Raw genomic sequence first — 16,775 nt, 5'->3', positions numbered from 1 at the left:
TAAGCCATGGCTACCTACCAGAATATCTTCACCCAGGTTCAACTCACCCATGCCCCGGAAATGGGCATCGAGATGAAGCCCGGCAGTGATCCGCGCGGCACCAATGCCACCCTCGTCCATCTTTTCGGCCGCTTCGGCCAGGCCCAGATCGGCCCGGTCTACCTTGGCTGGACAGGCCTGCTCTCGCTGCTGTGCGGGTTCACGGCATTCGAGATCATCGGTCTCAACATGATGGCCTCCGTCAACTGGAACCCGATCCAGTTCGTGCGCCTGCTGCCCTGGCTCAGCCTTGAGCCGCCGGGGCCGGAATACGGCTTCTCGCCGATCGTGCCGCTGGCCAAGGGCGGCTGGTGGATCCTCGCCGGCATGTTCCTGACCCTCTCGGTGCTGCTGTGGGCGATCCGGACCTACCGCCGGGCCCGCGCACTCGGCATGGGCACCCACGTGTTCTGGGCGTTCATGTCGGCGATCTGGCTGTTCCTCGTGCTCGGCTTCATCCGGCCCGCCTTCATGGGCAGCTGGTCCGAAGCGGTGCCCTTCGGCATCTTCCCGCATCTCGATTGGACCGCCGCATTTTCGATCCGCTATGGCAACCTGTTCTACAACCCGTTCCATGCCCTCTCGATCGCCTTCCTCTATGGCTCGACCCTGCTCTTCGCGATGCACGGCGCAACCATCCTGGCTGTCGGTCGCTATGGCGGCGAGCGTGAAATCGAGCAGATCACCGATCGCGGTACCGCATCGGAGCGCGCGGCACTCTTCTGGCGCTGGACCATGGGCTTCAACGCCACGATGGAATCGATTCACCGCTGGGCGTGGTGGTTCGCCGTGCTGACCACACTGACGGGCGGCATCGGCATCCTCCTCACCGGCACCGTTGTCGACAACTGGTACCTGTGGGCTCAGCAGCACCACTACGCGCCGGCTTACCCCTCCACGGGGGTCGTTGACCCGGCATTGGGGAGCAAGTGACCATGAAACCGAACCTGATGCTGCGCCTCGGCGCGGTCCTCATCGGCGCGGCGCTGCTCAGCGCCTGCCAGGTCGGGACCAAATCCGCCAAGCAATACGGCTATCGCGGCACCGGCATGGATCAGATCACGCTCGCTGCGGCGAGCAAGAAGATCGATCCGATCAATGTCGTGCCGCCGCCGCCCTATGACCCGCCCAAGCCGGGTGGCCGTCCCGCCAAGGAAGCCTACCAGAACGTGCAGGTTCTGGGCGACATCTCGGAAGACGAGTTCAGCTACACGATGGCCGCGATCACGCAGTGGATCGCACCGGAGCAGGGCTGCAACTATTGCCACAACCCGGCCAACATGGCCTCCGACGAGCTCTACACCAAGAAGGTGGCGCGCCGGATGCTGCAGATGACCCGGAAGATCAACACGGGCTGGACAAACCACGTCCACCAGACCGGGGTCACCTGCTACACCTGCCACCGCGGCCAGGCGGTTCCGACCGAGAACTGGGCGCTGCCGGCCAAGGGCAACCCGGATTCGATCCTCGGCAACCTCCACGGCCAGAACAAGCCGATGATCGCCACGGCCTATTCGTCGCTGCCCAACACGGCGTTTGCGAAGTATCTGCTCGACAGCAATTCCTCGCCGATCCGGGTGCAGACGACTTACAGCCACCCTTCGCAGTATCCGGCGACCAAGAACAAGGTCACCACGATGGGCGCCGAGGGCACCTACAGCCTGATGATGCACACCTCGACGGCGCTCGGCGTGAACTGCACGTTCTGCCACAACGCCGGATCGTTCCAGGCCTGGAACATGAGCACCCCCAAGCGTGTGAACGCCTGGTACGGCTATCGCATGGTGCGTGACATCAACGGCGAATACATCGGCTCGCTCGCCAGCGTGTTCCCCAAGCACCGCCTTGGCCCGCAGGGTGATCCGCTGAAGGTCAACTGCACGACCTGCCACCGCGGCATCAACAAGCCCCTGGGCGGCGTCTCGATGGTCAAGGACTACCCGGCCCTGCGCCCGACGGCTCCGATGGTCACCGCGGCCGCTGCTCCGGCAGCGGCCCCGGCCGCCGCGCCGACCAAGATGCCCTGACCCCGGTCAGGCAAACCAACACCCCCGCGCACGCAACCGGCGCGGAATACCTCGCCCCTGCGATCCCCTCGGATCGCGGGGGTTTTCTTTTGAGCCAACTGCAGCCTCGCAAGGATCAGATCAGCATATCGGGATCCGCCGTCGTTGCAGACGGTGATCGGGCAGCTCATAGGCCTTCGATGCGCAGTCTGATCGTCATTGCGGCTCTAACTCTTGCCTCACCGGCAAACGCGGCTGACGCGGCCTTGTGCGCAGGGTTGGAAGGGCTGAGAGCCGAAGCAATCGCGAGCCGAACCCCGCAGCGCGTTGCCGTGGTGAAGATGGAAGAGATGACGTTTGCATGCGGAAAGACCAACAAGACTGCGGCTCAGGCTGATTTTTGCTCTGCTGCCTTGGGAGCCGTTGGCATCGAGTTCACCCACGCATTCCCCTGAGAAGTGCATGACTGCCTGAAGAGCCAGCATATCGCGGTGCAGCTCGTCCTCGTTGACCAGTACACAGGCATCCGGAAGCGAAAGAAGATTTCGCGCCTCTCGGCCAGCTGGAAAGATGGCACACGCATCGATGTTCGATTTGAGCCTGGTGGTGACTATTCAGACCAGCCCGAATTCAAGGACTATTGGGGCGCATACAGGGTCGTCGTCTGGTCGCCATGAGGCGTTGCGGGCATCCACAAATCACTGGCCGAAGGTCGAACGCTGAGATGCGCCCCAAGCGAAATGAAGCCGCTTACGCTGCCTAGTGCCTCTTCCCCCGCCTCAACAGATCCGCCAGATGAACCGGAAACGACGCCGCCAGCGGCATGGCGATCCATGGCCAGCTGGCGCCTACCAGCGCGGCGCGCAGGGCAAGCATCATGCAGGCGCCGGGGAGCAGGAGGAGCGCGACGTCTATGGCCGGGCGGCCTGCGCGCAGCAGGATCAGCGCCTCGATCGCCAGCACGGCGAGCACGAGATCGGCGGCGTGGCCGCTGGCGAACAGGGCGGCGAGATCAGGCATGTCAGCCCGCAAACGGCCCGTTGAGCTGGATCACCTGCCAGTTGAGCGCGCCGGCCACCGAGACCCACGCGAGATAGGGCAGGAGGAGCAGCGCCGCGCTGCGCGAGAAGCGTCCGCAGGCGACGATCAGCACCAGAATCGAGAACCACAGCATCGCCAGCTCGACAAAGGCCCAGTCCGGCCGGCGCAGCTGGAAGAACAGCACCGTCCACATCACGTTGAGCGCGCCGTTGAGGGCGAAGAGGCCGATCAGCGTATCGGCGGAGCGGCTGTCGGGCGCGGCGCGCCAGGCGTTGACGCCCGAAGCGGCGATGAGGGTGAACACGACCGTCCAGATCATGCCGAACGCGGGCGGCGGCGGGTTCCAGCTCGGCAGGCGCAAGGTCTGGTACCAGCCGGTCGTATCGGTCATCGTGCCGCCGACGCCGGCGACCACGATCGCCGCGATCGCGGCAATGGCAATCGGCAGTCCCCAGGGCCGGTTACCCATCGGCCTGTTCCCTCGCGGCTTCCTTCAAGAGTGCGCGGCCCTGAGACCGAGGAGATGCGCGGTATCTTTGAGGAAGATGCGCAAGTGCGCCATCGGATCGGCGCGGACCAGCTTCTTGTTCATATAGGCCTGCCAGGTCAGCCGCTGCACATCGGGATCCGCGCACATCGCCACAAAGCGTTCGCGGCGCTTATCGCTGGAATACCAGAAATACTGCATGATGCCGAGGATCCAGAACACCCGGCCATGTTCCTTGAGGAACGAGCTGCGCGCGGCCCTGAGCGCGGCGGGCTTGCCGCTGAGGAGGAACTGGTGGGCGGCATTGGCCACATGGCGCCCGCAGACCATCGCATAGTAGATCCCCTCGCCCGAGGCCGGCGCGACGACACCGGCAGCATCGCCAGAGACGATGACATCGCGTCCGTTGTCCCAGCGCTTCAGGGGTTTGAGGGGAATGGGGGCGCCCTCGCTGCGCACCGTTTCGCACGTATCGAGGCCCATTTCCTGGCGCATCGTGGCGACCGAGCCGCGCAGCGAAAAGCCCTTGTTGGCGCTGCCGACGCCGATGCTGGCGGTCTCGCCGTGCGGGAAGACCCAGCCATAGAAATCGGGCGAGACCCGGCCCTGGTAGATCACGTCGCAGCGCGAGGGATCATAGCCCCGGTCGTTGGCGGGCGGCGACTTGATGATTTCATGATAGGCGAAGACGCACTTCACGTTCTCGCTGCCGGGGAGGCTATCGCGCGCGACGCCCGAGCGGGCGCCATCCGCGCCGACCACCAGGCGGGCGCGCACGCGCAGGTCCGGCCCGGTGCGGCTTTCGCGGTAGACGACGACCGCGCCTTCCGCCCCGTCGCGCTCGATGCGTTCGAAGGTGCCGGTGCGGCGCTCGGCCCCCAGCTGCGCCGCGCGGTTCCGCAGCCATTCGTCGAAGACATCGCGGTCGACCATGCCCACATAGCCGATCTCGCCCACCGGCATGTCGACCGCCCGGTCGGACGGCGCAACCATGCGCGCGGACCGGGCGCGGGCGACCAGCAGGCTGTCAGGGATCGCAAACTCGTCCATCAGGCGCGGCGGCACGGCACCGCCGCAGGGCTTGATGCGGCCCGCGCGGTCGAGCAGCAGGACGCGGTGCCCGAGGCGGGCAAGATCGGTTGCGGCAGTGGCACCGGAGGGCCCGCCGCCCACCACGACGACGTCGAATTCAATCCCGCTCATGCTTCCGCCTCCCGCAAGTTAACCCTTGCACCCTGCCCTGCAAGGCGCGCTGCCATCACCGCTGCGGCCATGAACAGCAGGGCCTCGAACGTGAAAATCGTCTGGAAGGCGCGGCCATCGCTTGTCGCGTGGCGCGCGAGATCGACACCAACGGCGCCCATGAGGCCGCCGAGCCCGAATGCGATGCCTTGCGCCGCGCCCCAAATGCCCATGCGCAGCCCGGTATCCGCCCGCTTGCCCTCACCCGCAAGGCTCATCATCGCGCCGATGGCGGAGACCGCAAACACGCCGTTGGCAAAGCCGAGCGCGCCGATATTGGCGGCGAGCGGCCAGCCGGGGCCAGCGCCCGCGCCGACCGCGAGGCCGGCAAGTGCGAGCGCCGAGCCGATACAGCCCGCCGCGATCCAGCCACGCAGCTCTCCGGCGGCGCGGCCCGCAAAGGCGCTGCCGCCGATACCCGCGACGATCATGCCCAGCAAGACGCCGCTATGCTGCACGGCGGAAAGCGAGGTGGACTGCGCGGGGCTCATCCGGAAGACGATTCCGGCGAAGGGTTCAAGGATCAGATCCTGCATCGAATAAGCGAGCATCGAGAGGAAGACGAAGACCGTGAAGCGGCGCGCTGCCGGTTCGGCAAACACCGTGCGCAGGGCTTCGCCGAGGCTGGCCTCGTGCCCCGGTTCCGGTGCGGCGAAGGCGGCGCCGCGCTCCAGCCGGAAGGTGGCGAGCAGGGTGAGGACGAGCGCGCCGAGCGCGATGCCGCCCGACACCTTGGCAAGCTGCGCCCAGGAAAACGGTTCGAGCAGCGCGCCGGCCGTTCCTGCCGAAATCACGATTCCCATGACCATCATGATCCAGGTGACGGCAGCCGCGGCGGCGCGGCGCTGCGGCGCGACACCGGCGGCCAGCAGTGCGAGGAGCGACGTGCCGGCCGCGCCCACGCCCGCGCCGATCAGGATGAAACCCGCTAGCAGCAGCGCGTTGGCGGGAAGCGGAGCGAGCGGCAGGGCAAGGACGGCCAGCATCGCGCCGAGGCCGAGCACAGCCACCCCGCCGATGATCCAGGGCGTACGGGCGCGGCCGCGATCAGAGCCATGCCCCCAGACCGGCCGCGCGAGCTGCACGGCATAATGCAGCGCGACAAGGCCGGCGGGAACGGCCGCGGCCATCCCGTATTCGACCACCATGACACGGTTGAGCAGCGACGTGGCCAGCATGACCACCGCGCCGATAGCTGCCTGCACAAGGCCGAGGCGGACAATCGAAAACCAGCCGAAGCCGGATGACGTGCTCAGGGGCCCCATCACCAGTGCCCGCCGAGGCCGCCGGCCGCAGCCAGCATACCCAGCACATAGAGGCTGACGCCGCTCGCCCCGTACCACGGCGCGCGGCCGGCCGGGTCTGCAAGCAGTTTGGGCATGAGCGCGAACTGGGCGGCGAGGACGAACGCGACGATCCCGGCGGAGAGCAGGAGGCCTTGCTGGACGAGGTAGATCGCGACGATGACCTGGGCGAGCGCCATGACGGCGCAGGCAAAGAGCGCGGCGCCCCGCACGCCAAGCACGACGGGCAGGGAACGCACGCCGGTCTGCCGGTCACCCTCTACCGCCTTGAAATCGTTGAGCGTCATGATGCCGTGCGCGCCGAGGCTGTAGAGAACAAGAACGATGAGGACCGGGATTGACGGCAGGGTGCTGGTCATCACGGCGGCACCTGTGAACCAGCTCAGGCCTTCATAGGTCAGGCCGACAAGCATCGGCCCCCACCAGCCGCTGGCCTTGAGGCGGAAGGGCGGCGCGCTGTAGGCCCAGGCAGCCGCGAGGCCGACAAGGGTGGCGACCATGACCCAGAGCCCGAGCGCCGCGCCCACTGCGAACGAGAGGAGCGAGCCCGCGCAGGCGATCCACAGCCCCCAGCGCCCCGGGATGCGGCCCGAAGGGATCGGGCGGTTCGGCTCGTTGATGGCATCGACGTGGCGATCGAACCAGTCGTTGATCGCCTGGCTGTTGCCGCAGACGAGCGGACCCGCGAGCAGGCCGCCGAAGATGATGGGAACCCAGTGGCCGGAGGCCGGCTGTCCCGAGGAGACCACACCGCACAGAAAGGCCCAGATGGGCGGGAACCAGGTGATCGGCTTGAGAAGCTCCAGCACATCGCGCGGGGCGGGACGGCGAACCGTGAGAGCCATCGTACGGGCCGAAGTGGCAGGCTGCGTCATACCTTGCAAGGGTATGGTTGACACCCACAAGTGTCAATTGATTCTTACACTTGCGAGATTTTCGCTATTCGCTCTCGCCCACGAGGTTGCCGAGCCCGTAGCGGTGCAGCTTGGAATAGAGGCTCTGCCGGCTGAGGCCGAGGATTTCCGCCGCCGAGGCGCGGTTGTCCGACGTGTAGGCAAGTGCCGCCTCGATGCAGAGGCGCTCGATGAGGTCGGTGCTCTCGCGCACGATTTCCTTGAGGCTGGCGCGGCCGACGAGTTCGGTCAGCTGTTCGACCGAGCGCGGGAGATCAAGCGGCGTGGGCGGCAGATCGCGAAGCCGGCGACCGATCTCGCGGATTGCAAAGCCATAGCAAGGGGAATCGCCGGATGTGCGCACAGCGGAAAGCTCCACCGGCTCTTCCAGTTCGGAATCGCGGGCACGAACCACGGTGCTGACATTGCGGGCAAGCCCGTACTTGGTGAGCTGGCCTTCGATGAGATCGAGATCGATTCCAGGCCGGCCGACGAATTCGCCGAGCGGGCGGCCCCGGATCTGATCGAGCGAGGCGGCGCGGGCGAGTTCGAGGAAGGCGATATTGGCCGCGATGATCCGCATGTTCGAATTGGCGACGACGAAGGCATCAGGCATGCGCTCGACGATATCGAGCAGTGTGGCCGCGCCTTCGGTGGTGCGTTCGGTGGCACTGCTCAGCCGGACGAGCAGATAACGCCCGCCGAGCTGTCGGAAGCCGGTGGCCGAAATGGTGAGCTGCTGGCGCGCCCGCTCCAGTTCGACGAGGAGCGGCGAAACTTCGGACGTTGTCAGCACCGCGCCGAGATAGGCGATCAGGGCATCGCGCGAGCTGCGCGCGACAAGGCCCGAGAGCTTGCCGCCAACGAGGCTGCCGGGCCGCGCGTCGAGCATCGTGTGGGCCGCCGGGTTGGCTTCCTGGATACGCTGGCTGTCCGCCTCGACCAGCAGCACCGGCTCGGTGGAAAGATCGAACAGCAGGCGATACCGTGTCTCGATCTGGCGCAGCCGCATGTAGTCGCGCTCAAGCGATTGCTGGGCCTGCAGCAGGCGCTGCTGCAACACCACGGCATTTCGCATGTCACGCCCGACAGCAATCAGGCGCTTGCCGCCGCCGAGGCTGACGATGAGGTAGCGGACCGGAATATCGCCGGCCGGGCTGGTGTGATTGATCTGGCGCCAGCGATTGCCGGCACTGCCGGGCAGAAGGGCCAGCATATCCTTGATCTTGCCGCGGCTTTCAACGGTGACCGTGGCATTGAAATGCTGGCCGATCCAGCTGTCGCAGCCGGGGAAATCCTGCCGGCTGGCGGCCACATCGAGGATGTGGCCATCCGGATCGAGCGACAGCGTGATGTCGCCCGCCGCCAGCACGAGACGCAAGGCATCGTCGGGACCAATCCCGTCGAAAGCCGGCGAGAGGGAAAAGGCCGGGTTATCCGCGATGGCGCGTTCGGGTTCTATCACGATTGCAACCGGCCCTAGCCGGCATTCACGATCCGGTGCGTGGCCGCGCCGACCAGACGGTTGGCGAGAGCGAGCGCTCCGGGTGCATCAACCGCCGAGCCATCGGCGCCGGCTTCAAGAGCCATTACCGGATTGGCATTCACTGCATGTCCTCCCACCAGAATGCTGACATCTTGGCACATGGACACGCTGCGGATCGCCTTGATCGTTCTTGAGAGGGAATCGGTAGTAATTTCGCAAGATACGGTCAAGCCGACCAGATCGTAGGATTTGTTGGCAACTTTCGCGACGAGCTGGCGCATGTCTGGCGCGACCAGCACCTCGCTGTCCCACGCCGCGCGGACGAACACTTCGTGTACCATTGTGGCACCGAAGCTGTGCTGTTCCCCGGGCATGGGCGAGAACAGCGCACGGCGCGGCGCGCTGATCGGACCGGTGATGATCGGACTGCCCCAGGCAATCTCGCGCATCACTTCCTGAAGACGCCACAGGCCGATGGTGACATCGAGAAAGTCGCACAGGTCCTCTTCCCACAGCACGCCGAGGCGGCGCGCGGCGGGCGCGAGGAGATCGACGAAGATGGCCTCGATGCCAATGCCGCGGGCGACGTACTCTTCCACATGGACGAGGAGTTCATCGGCCTGCAGGGTGAGCGGCAACGGCGAGAAGCGCGCGACATCCTCAGGCGTGATGACACCGCCGCCAATCCCGGGCGCACGGCCGGGACGCATGCGATGCGCCACCAGGAGCTGGGGGATGATCTCGCCTTCGATCAGCGTGCTGATGGCAGAATTGGAACCGCTGCGCTGGCGCCGCGTGCTGCTGCCGCCCCGACCGTTGCCGGAACTGCTGCTCTTGCGCCGGCTGCTTGCCGGAACGCCCGAATGATCGTCGTGCTGGCTCGCAGGATCCGCCTTGCGGGCCCCCTGGCCACCCTTGCCTATCGCCAAGTCCATGCCAGACTCTCCCGTCTGCCGCGACGACATGGCCGCGTGGGGATAGTGGTTAAAGACACTCCGACTCTTTCCCGTGACCAAGACGTACGCCCATTCCGGGACCATGGCAAACCCAATCATGTCAATTTTTCTTGTCGTCCAATTTTATTGACAGTCCGTTCGAACGAGTCGTAAGTTGCTCGTTGCGAAGAGGATGGGACGCACGAAATGTCGGAAGCTCGTACGGCAGCGCTGCGCGGATTCAGGTCCGGAACGGATCACCGCCAGAATGCTCGCGGACTGGCCCGGCAGGCCCGCCCGCTCTACACACCTGAAGAGAAGCAGCGACGCGACACCACGTCGTGGACCTTGGTCCAGGGCCTTCTCGCGCCGTTCCAGTTCCTCGTGTTTCTCGTCAGCCTGGTCCTGGTGGTGCGCTGCCTGCTGACCGGCGAGGGGGCATTTGCCGCAGACCTTTCGGTGATCGCCAAGACGCTCACGCTCTACACCATCATGGTGACCGGCTCGATCTGGGAAAAGGTCGTGTTCGGCAAATGGCTCTTCGCCCCGGCGTTCTTCTGGGAAGACGTCGTCTCGATGCTCGTGATCGCGCTGCACACGACCTACCTCGTGATGCTGCTGGGCAAGGTCGGCACGCTCGAGGCGCGGCTCACCGTCGCGCTCGCCGCATACCTCACTTATGTGGTCAACGCCGCGCAGTTCCTGCTGAAGCTGCGCGCGGCGCGGCTCCAGGCGACGGGAGCAGCGGCATGAGCCCGGCCCAGGCATCCGCCCTCGCGGCAAGCCCGCGCGACGGCACGCTCGAAGTCTTGCGCGAACGCGGCCAGCGCGAGGTGTTCTGCGGGCTGACCGGCATCGTCTGGCTCCACCGCAAGATGCAGGACGCGTTCTTCCTCGTTGTCGGATCGCGCACCTGCGCCCACCTGCTGCAATCGGCGGCGGGCGTGATGATCTTCGCCGAGCCGCGCTTTGCCACCGCGATCATCGAGGAGCGCGATCTGGCAGGCATGGCCGATTGCCACGCCGAGCTCGACCGTGTGGTCGACCGCCTGCTGGCACGTCGCCCGGAAATCCGCACGCTGTTTCTGGTGGGTTCGTGCCCTTCGGAAGTGATCAAGCTCGATCTTGGCAATGCCGCCCAGCGCATCGGCGCGCGGCATCTGCGCAGCGAAACCGGAGAGGGCGTGCGCATCCTCGCCTACTCGGGCAGCGGCATCGAGACGACCTTTACCGAGGGCGAGGACGCCTGCCTGACCACGCTGGTGCCGGAAATGCCGGCGGAAGCGGCGGATGCCGCCCCTTCGCTGGTGATGGTGGGGGCGCTGCCCGATATCGTCGAAGACCAGTTCCTGCGCCTGTTCGGCGAGTTGGGCATCGCAAGTGTCGGCGTGCTGCCCGCACGCCGCGCCGGCGCCCTTCCGCCGGTCGGCCCGAACACGCGCTACATCCTGGCGCAACCGTTCCTTGGTGAGACAGCCCGCGCGCTGGAAGACCGTGGCGCGGTGCGCATCGACGCCCCCTTCCCCTTTGGCGCGGACGGCACAGCGGCCTGGCTCGCTGCTGCTGCTGCTGCATTCCGCATCGACGAGATGCATGTGAACCGCGTGATCGCCCCGGGCCGGGAACGGGCCAAGCGCGCGCTGGAGCGCTACAAGCCGGCGCTGGAAGGCAAGCGCATCACCTTCCTGCCGGACTCGCAGCTGGAAATCCCGCTCGCCCGCTTCCTCGCCACCGAACTGGGCATGGTGCCGGTCGAAGTCGGCACGCCCTATCTTCACCGCGCCCATCTGGCCGCCGATCTGGCCCGCCTGCCCGCCGCAACGCGGATCAGCGAAGGGCAGGACGTGGAGCGTCAGCTGGACCGCGTACGTGCCGACCGGCCGGACCTCACCGTATGCGGGCTTGGCCTCGCCAATCCGCTGGAGGCCGAAGGCCTTGCCACCAAGTGGTCGATCGAGCTGGTGTTCTCGCCGGTTCACGGCTTCGACCAGGCGGGTGACCTCGCCGAACTGTTCGCCCGGCCCCTGCGCCGCCGCGATGTGCTGAGGATCTAGCCCCATGCAGCTTGCCGTCTGGACCTATGAAGGACCGCCGCATGTCGGCGCCATGCGGGTTGCGACGGCGATGCGCGGGGTGCACTATCTGCTGCACGCGCCGCAGGGCGATACTTACGCCGATTTGCTGTTCACGATGATCGAACGGCGCAGCGCGCGCCCGCCCGTGACCTACACCACGTTCCAGGCGCGCGATCTGGGCAAGGACACCGCCAGCCTGTTCCAGAACGCCGCGCGCGATGCGGTGGAGCGGTTCAAGCCGCAGGCGCTGCTGGTAGGCGCTTCGTGCACCGCCGAGCTGATTCAGGATGATCCCGCCGGCCTTGCCGACAACATGGGCCTGCCCTGCCCGGTGATCCCGCTCGAACTCCCAAGCTATCAGCGCAAGGAGAACTGGGGCGCGGCGGAAACCTTCTACCAGATCGTGCGCCACCTGGCGGATACCTCGGTACGGCCCGCCCCGCGCGAAGGCCGCCGCCCGCGGGTCAACCTGCTCGGCCCCGCCGCGCTCGGCTTCCGCCACCGCGATGATGTGCGCGAGGTCCGCCGCATTCTCGATCTGCTCGGCATCGACGTCCATCTCGTCGCGCCGCTGGGCGCATCGCCGGACGATATCCGCACCATCGGCGCGGCAGACTTCAACATCGTCCTCTATCCCGAGATCGGCGACGAAGCCGCGCGCTGGCTCGACAAGACGTTCGCCCAACCGGCCATCCGCACCGTGCCAATCGGCGTGGGCGCGACGCGCGCCTTCATCGCCGAAGTGGCCGCACTGGCCGGGGTCGATCCGGCTCTGGCACTCGATGATCCCTCCTCGCGCATGCCGTGGTGGAGCCGGTCGGTCGACTCCACCTACCTCACGGGCAAGCGCGTCTTCATTTTCGGCGATGCGACCCATGCCGTTGCCGCCGCGCGCATCGCGAGCGAGGAGCTTGGCTTCACCGTCTGCGGCCTTGGCTGCTACAACCGCGAATTTGCCCGCGATATCCGGGGTGCCGCCAAGGAATACGGCCTCGAACCGCTGATCACCGACGATCACCTGACCGTTGAGGAAGCCATCGCCGCCGCCGCGCCCGAACTGGTACTGGGCACGCAGATGGAGCGCCATATTGCCAAGCGGCTGGGCGTGCCGTGCGCGGTGATCTCAGCGCCGGTCCACGTGCAGGATTTCCCCGCGCGCTTCAGCCCGCAGATGGGCTTCGAAGGCGCGAACGTGATCTTCGACACTTGGGTGCACCCGTTGGTGATGGGGCTGGAAGAGCACCTGCTCACCATGTTCCGCGACGATTTCGAGTTCAGCGACGCGGCGGGCCCTTCGCACCTGCATGGCTCCGCGCCCTCGCACAGCAAGGCCGAACCGGTGCTGGCGCCGGCGGGCGACATTCTGGTGCGCGAGGACGCCGCACCCGTCGCGGCAGCAGACGGCACGCTCGGCTGGACCAACGAGGCCGAGCGAGAGCTGCGCAAGATCCCGTTCTTCGTGCGCGGCAAGGCCAAGCGCAACACCGAGAAGTACGCGAATGAAATGGGGCTGCCGGCTATCACGCTCGACACGCTCTACGAGGCCAAAGCCCACTATGCGCGGTAAAGCCCCCATCATCACCCCGGACACGCCGGTGCGGGTTGTCGTCATCACGCTCGACAATCACCTTTCCGGTGCATTCCAGCGCGCGCAGGGCCACTTCGCCCGCGCCGGTACGGGCGTGACGATCGGCTTCCACGCGGCGGCCGACTGGGAAGAAAAGCCCGGCTCGCTTGACGCCGCGCGTGAGGACATTGCCCGGGCCGACATCATCCTGTGCACGATGCTGTTCCTCGAGGACCATATCCGCGCGGTGATGCCGGCGCTGGAAGCCCGCCGCGAGGATTGCGACGCGATCGTCGGCCTCATGTCGGCCGGCGAAGTGGTCAAACTCACCCGCATGGGTGACTACCGCATGGACAAGCCCGCGACGGGCATGATGGGCCTGCTCAAGAAGCTGCGCGGATCGGGCAAGCCGGGGGCAAGCTCGGGCAAGGGCCAGATGGCCATGCTGCGCCGCCTTCCCAAGTTGCTGCGTTTCGTGCCCGGCACCGCGCAGGATGTGCGCGCCTATTTCCTGACGCTGCAATACTGGCTGGCGGGCAGCGACGACAACGTGGTGGACATGATCCGCGCGCTGATCGACCGCTATGCCACCGGCGACCGCGCAGGGCTTCGCGGCGCGATGAAGGCCGAGGCGCCGCGCGAATATCCCGAAGTCGGGGTTTATCACCCGGCAATGACACCGCGCATGGCGACAAGCGCGGCAGCCCTGCCCGCCAGCGCGCGTGTCGGCAAGCGCGGCACGGTTGGTCTGCTGATGCTGCGCTCCTACGTCCTCGCCAAGGATGCGCGCCATTATGACGGCGTGATCGCGGCGATGGAGGCACGTGGCCTCCGCGTGATCCCGGCCTTTGCCGGCGGGCTCGACGGGCGCCCGGCGATCGAGGCGCTGTTCATGAAGGACGGCAAGGCGATCGTCGATGCGGTGGTGAACCTGACGGGGTTCAGCCTTGTCGGCGGCCCTGCCTACAACGATACGGCGGCGGCCGAGGCGATCCTCGCCAAGCTGGACCGGCCCTATATCGCCGCGCATCCGGTCGAGTTCCAGACCCTGCAGGCCTGGGGCGCGAACCCTCAGGGGCTGCTGCCCTTGGAATCGACGATGATGATCGCGATCCCCGAGCTTGACGGCGCGATCCAGCCAATGGTGTTCGGCGGCCGCGCGGACGGCAGCGGCGAGGCCTGCACCGGCTGCGCCAACGGCTGCACCTTCGCAGGCTCCGGCACCGCCGGTGTCCGCCAGATGGAAAGCTGCGCCGAACGTGCCGAGGCGCTTGCCGCGCGCGTGGTCAAGCAAATCGATCTGGCCCGCGCGGCGGCAGCGGAGCGGCGGGTTGCCGTGGTGCTGTTCAATTTCCCGCCCAATGCGGGCGCAGCGGGCACGGCGCAGTTCCTCAGCGTGTTCGAATCGCTCCACAACACGCTCGTGCGGCTGGCGGCTGAAGGCTATTCGGTCGAAGTGCCGGAAAGCGTCGATGCGCTGCGCAATGCGATCCTGATCGGCAATTCGGCGCGCTATGGCACCGAGGCCAATGTCCACACGCGGATCATGGCCGATACCATCGTGTCGCGCGAAACCTGGCTCAAGGACATCGAGGCCTCTTGGGGTCCGGCGCCCGGCAAGCTGCAGTCTGACGGCAGCGCGGTGCAGGTACTTGGCGCGCAGTTCGGCAATGTCTTCGTCGGCATCCAGCCCGCGATCGGCATCGAAGGCGATCCAATGCGCTTGCTGTTCGAGGGCCGCTTTGCCCCGAGCCACGCGTTCGCCGCATTCTACCGCTGGCTGCGCGAGGATTTCCAGGCCCACGCCGTGCTCCACTTCGGCACCCATGGCAGCCTTGAATTCATGCCCGGCAAGCAGACCGGCCTCACCGCGCAGTGCTGGCCGGACCGGATGATCGGCGATCTGCCGAATGTCTATCTCTACGCCGCCAACAACCCTTCGGAAGGCGTGCTCGCCAAGCGCCGTTCAGGCGCGACGCTGGTGAGCTACCTCACCCCAGCGCTTACCCGCTCGGGCGTCTACAAGGGCCTTGCCGATCTCAAGGCCTCGGTCGAGCGTTGGCGCTCGCTGCCCCCGGGCGACGAGCAGGCCGCGCTGCTGGCCGAACTGATCGCCGAGCAGGCCGAAGCCCTCGACCTCGATGGCACCGACGTGCCGGCACTCGCCGCGCGGCTCTACGAGATCGAGCGCGAACTCATTCCGCAGGGGTTGCATGTGGCCGGGCAGGCCGCGAGCCGCGAGGAGCGCATCGACATGGTCCGCGCCAGCGCCGAAGCACGCGGCGAGCCGCTGGCGGCACACACGGCCGAGCTGCTGGTCGATGGCCGGATCAAGCTCGATACGCCGCTGCTGAAGGACATGGGCGCGCTGAACGCGGCGCTATCCACCAATCACGAACTGGACGGCATCGTTCGCGCGCTGGCCGGACGGTTTGTGCGTCCCGTCTCCGGCGGTGACGTGCTGCGTGCGCCGGAAATCCTGCCGACCGGGCGCAATATCCACGGCTTCGATCCGTTCCGCCTGCCCAGCACCTTCGCGGTGAAGGACGGGGCGGAGCAGGCGCGCAAGCTGATCGAGCGCAGCCTTGCCGACAGCGGCCACCTGCCGCAGACCGTGGCGATGGTGCTGTGGGGCACCGACAACCTCAAGAGCGAAGGCGCCCAGATCGCGCAGGTCCTCGCGCTGATCGGGGCGCGTCCTCGCTTTGATAGCTACAGCCGCCTTGCCGGTGCCGAACTCATCCCGCTGGAAGAGCTGGGCCGCCCGCGGATCGACGTGATCGCGACGCTTTCGGGCGTGTTCCGCGACCTGCTGCCGCTGCAAACACGGATGCTCGCTGAAGCCGCGCTGCTGGCGGCGAGCGCGGACGAACCGCTGGAGATGAACTTCGTGCGGGCCCACGCCATCGCGCACCAGAACGAGCATGCGTGCGATTTCGAGACGGCGGCGCTGCGCGTCTTCTCGAACGCGCAAGGGGCTTATGGCGCGCAGGTCAATCTGATGATCGACAACGGCGCCTGGACCGATCCCGATGAACTGGCTGACAGCTTCGAACGCCAGAAGGGCTACGCCTACGGCGTCAAGGGTGTGCCGATCCGGCAGGCCGCGATCCTCGCCTCGGCGCTCAAGACCGTCGACTGCGCCTACCAGAACCTCGAAAGCGTCGAACTCGGGGTGACCTCGATCGACCAGTATGTCGATGCGCTGGGCGGGATCAGCCGCGCGGTGACGCGGGCCAAGGGCGGCGAGGCCGCGCCGGTCTACATCGGCGACCAGACGCAAGGATCGGGCAAGGTCCGCAGCCTGCAGGAGCAGGTCGCGCTCGAAACCCGCACCCGCATCCTCAATCCGGTGTGGACCGAAAGCCTGCTGCGCCACGGCTATGAAGGCGTGCGCGCGATCGAGGGCCATGTCACGACGACGATGGGCTGGTCGGCCACCACCGGCGAAGTCGATCCCTGGGTCTACCAGCGCATCAGCGAAACCTACGTGCTCGACGCTGCCATGCGCGAGCGCCTGGCAGCCCTCAATCCGCGCGCTTCGGCCCGCGTCGCAAACCGCCTTCTCGAAGCGGTCGACCGCAAGTTCTGGTCGCCCGACGAAGCCACTCTCGCAGCCCTCCACGCCGCCAGCGATGAACTCGAGGACCGCCTCGAAGGCGTGCTCCCCGCGGGCGTCGAAGCCGTCGCGGCATAAAGG

The 16,775-nt window shown here is 66.8% G+C and carries 14 protein-coding genes; 7 read left to right on the top strand and 7 right to left on the bottom strand.

Features of this window, described 5'->3' with window-relative positions; translation table 11 throughout:
- Nucleotides 1-6 precede the first annotated feature (6 nt).
- The 3 genes from pufM to AQZ52_RS08840 all read left to right on the top strand — a co-directional run bounded on the left by pufM (nt 7) and on the right by AQZ52_RS08840 (nt 2,500).
- Entirely contained in the window at nt 7-972 is a 966-nt protein-coding gene (gene pufM / locus AQZ52_RS08850) for a photosynthetic reaction center subunit M (protein WP_067908619.1), read from the top strand.
- Between the two features lie 2 nt (nt 973-974).
- Nucleotides 975-2,066 carry a photosynthetic reaction center cytochrome PufC gene (gene pufC, locus AQZ52_RS08845; protein WP_156424828.1) on the top strand — a complete coding sequence of 364 codons (1,092 nt, stop codon included), beginning with the start codon at nt 975-977 and terminating at the stop codon, nt 2,064-2,066.
- A gap of 179 nt (nt 2,067-2,245) precedes the next feature.
- Complete coding sequence (locus AQZ52_RS08840) at nt 2,246-2,500, top strand: hypothetical protein (protein WP_067908618.1); 255 nt, start codon at nt 2,246-2,248, stop codon at nt 2,498-2,500.
- A 304-nt stretch (nt 2,501-2,804) separates the two neighbouring features.
- Here the strand turns inward: AQZ52_RS08840 and AQZ52_RS08830 are convergent, their stop codons facing one another.
- From AQZ52_RS08830 to AQZ52_RS19215, 7 genes are all read right to left on the bottom strand, one after another.
- Nucleotides 2,805-3,065 (bottom strand): hypothetical protein, encoded by a 261-nt coding sequence (locus AQZ52_RS08830; protein WP_205626425.1) that lies wholly within the window; start codon nt 3,063-3,065, stop codon nt 2,805-2,807.
- Nucleotide 3,066: 1 nt separating this feature from the next.
- Nucleotides 3,067-3,555, bottom strand: a complete 489-nt coding sequence (locus tag AQZ52_RS08825; protein WP_067908610.1) for a TspO/MBR family protein — start codon at nt 3,553-3,555, stop codon at nt 3,067-3,069.
- 24 nt (nt 3,556-3,579) lie between these two features.
- Nucleotides 3,580-4,776 (bottom strand): geranylgeranyl diphosphate reductase, encoded by a 1,197-nt coding sequence (locus AQZ52_RS08820; protein ID WP_205626424.1) that lies wholly within the window; start codon nt 4,774-4,776, stop codon nt 3,580-3,582.
- Nucleotides 4,773-6,080, bottom strand: coding sequence for a BCD family MFS transporter (locus AQZ52_RS08815; RefSeq protein ID WP_067908608.1), 1,308 nt, complete (start codon nt 6,078-6,080; stop codon nt 4,773-4,775). Before AQZ52_RS08815 ends, AQZ52_RS08820 begins: the two co-directional genes overlap by 4 nt.
- Nucleotides 6,080-6,964: a chlorophyll synthase ChlG gene (gene chlG / locus AQZ52_RS08810; RefSeq protein ID WP_082697640.1), complete on the bottom strand. Its 885-nt coding sequence runs from the start codon at nt 6,962-6,964 to the stop codon at nt 6,080-6,082. The genes AQZ52_RS08815 and chlG overlap by 1 nt, the downstream gene beginning before the upstream one ends.
- Before the next feature lie 94 nt (nt 6,965-7,058).
- Nucleotides 7,059-8,477, bottom strand: a complete 1,419-nt coding sequence (gene ppsR / locus AQZ52_RS08805) for a transcriptional regulator PpsR (protein ID WP_240481488.1) — start codon at nt 8,475-8,477, stop codon at nt 7,059-7,061.
- 14 nt (nt 8,478-8,491) lie between these two features.
- Entirely contained in the window at nt 8,492-9,553 is a 1,062-nt protein-coding gene (locus AQZ52_RS19215; protein WP_276203266.1) for a cobalamin B12-binding domain-containing protein, read from the bottom strand.
- Nucleotides 9,554-9,640: 87 nt separating this feature from the next.
- On the opposite strand from AQZ52_RS19215, the gene bchF reads away from it, so the two are divergent.
- Genes bchF through AQZ52_RS08780 form a run of 4 tightly spaced genes read left to right on the top strand, consistent with a single transcriptional unit; the run spans nt 9,641 to nt 16,772 of the window.
- Nucleotides 9,641-10,186 carry a 2-vinyl bacteriochlorophyllide hydratase gene (gene bchF / locus AQZ52_RS08795; protein ID WP_082697639.1) on the top strand — a complete coding sequence of 182 codons (546 nt, stop codon included), beginning with the start codon at nt 9,641-9,643 and terminating at the stop codon, nt 10,184-10,186.
- Complete coding sequence (locus AQZ52_RS08790) at nt 10,183-11,487, top strand: ferredoxin:protochlorophyllide reductase (ATP-dependent) subunit N (RefSeq protein WP_067908600.1); 1,305 nt, start codon at nt 10,183-10,185, stop codon at nt 11,485-11,487. The genes bchF and AQZ52_RS08790 overlap by 4 nt, the downstream gene beginning before the upstream one ends.
- A 4-nt stretch (nt 11,488-11,491) precedes the next feature.
- Entirely contained in the window at nt 11,492-13,075 is a 1,584-nt protein-coding gene (gene bchB, locus AQZ52_RS08785; RefSeq protein ID WP_067908596.1) for a ferredoxin:protochlorophyllide reductase (ATP-dependent) subunit B, read from the top strand.
- Complete coding sequence (locus tag AQZ52_RS08780) at nt 13,065-16,772, top strand: magnesium chelatase subunit H (protein WP_067908593.1); 3,708 nt, start codon at nt 13,065-13,067, stop codon at nt 16,770-16,772. Before bchB ends, AQZ52_RS08780 begins: the two co-directional genes overlap by 11 nt.
- Nucleotides 16,773-16,775 lie beyond the last annotated feature (3 nt).

This window comes from Novosphingobium fuchskuhlense, from assembly GCF_001519075.1.
Lineage (GTDB): Bacteria > Pseudomonadota > Alphaproteobacteria > Sphingomonadales > Sphingomonadaceae > Novosphingobium > Novosphingobium fuchskuhlense.
The sequence above is the reverse complement of the archived record's forward strand: the minus strand, read 5'-3'. Positions and strand labels throughout refer to the sequence as shown.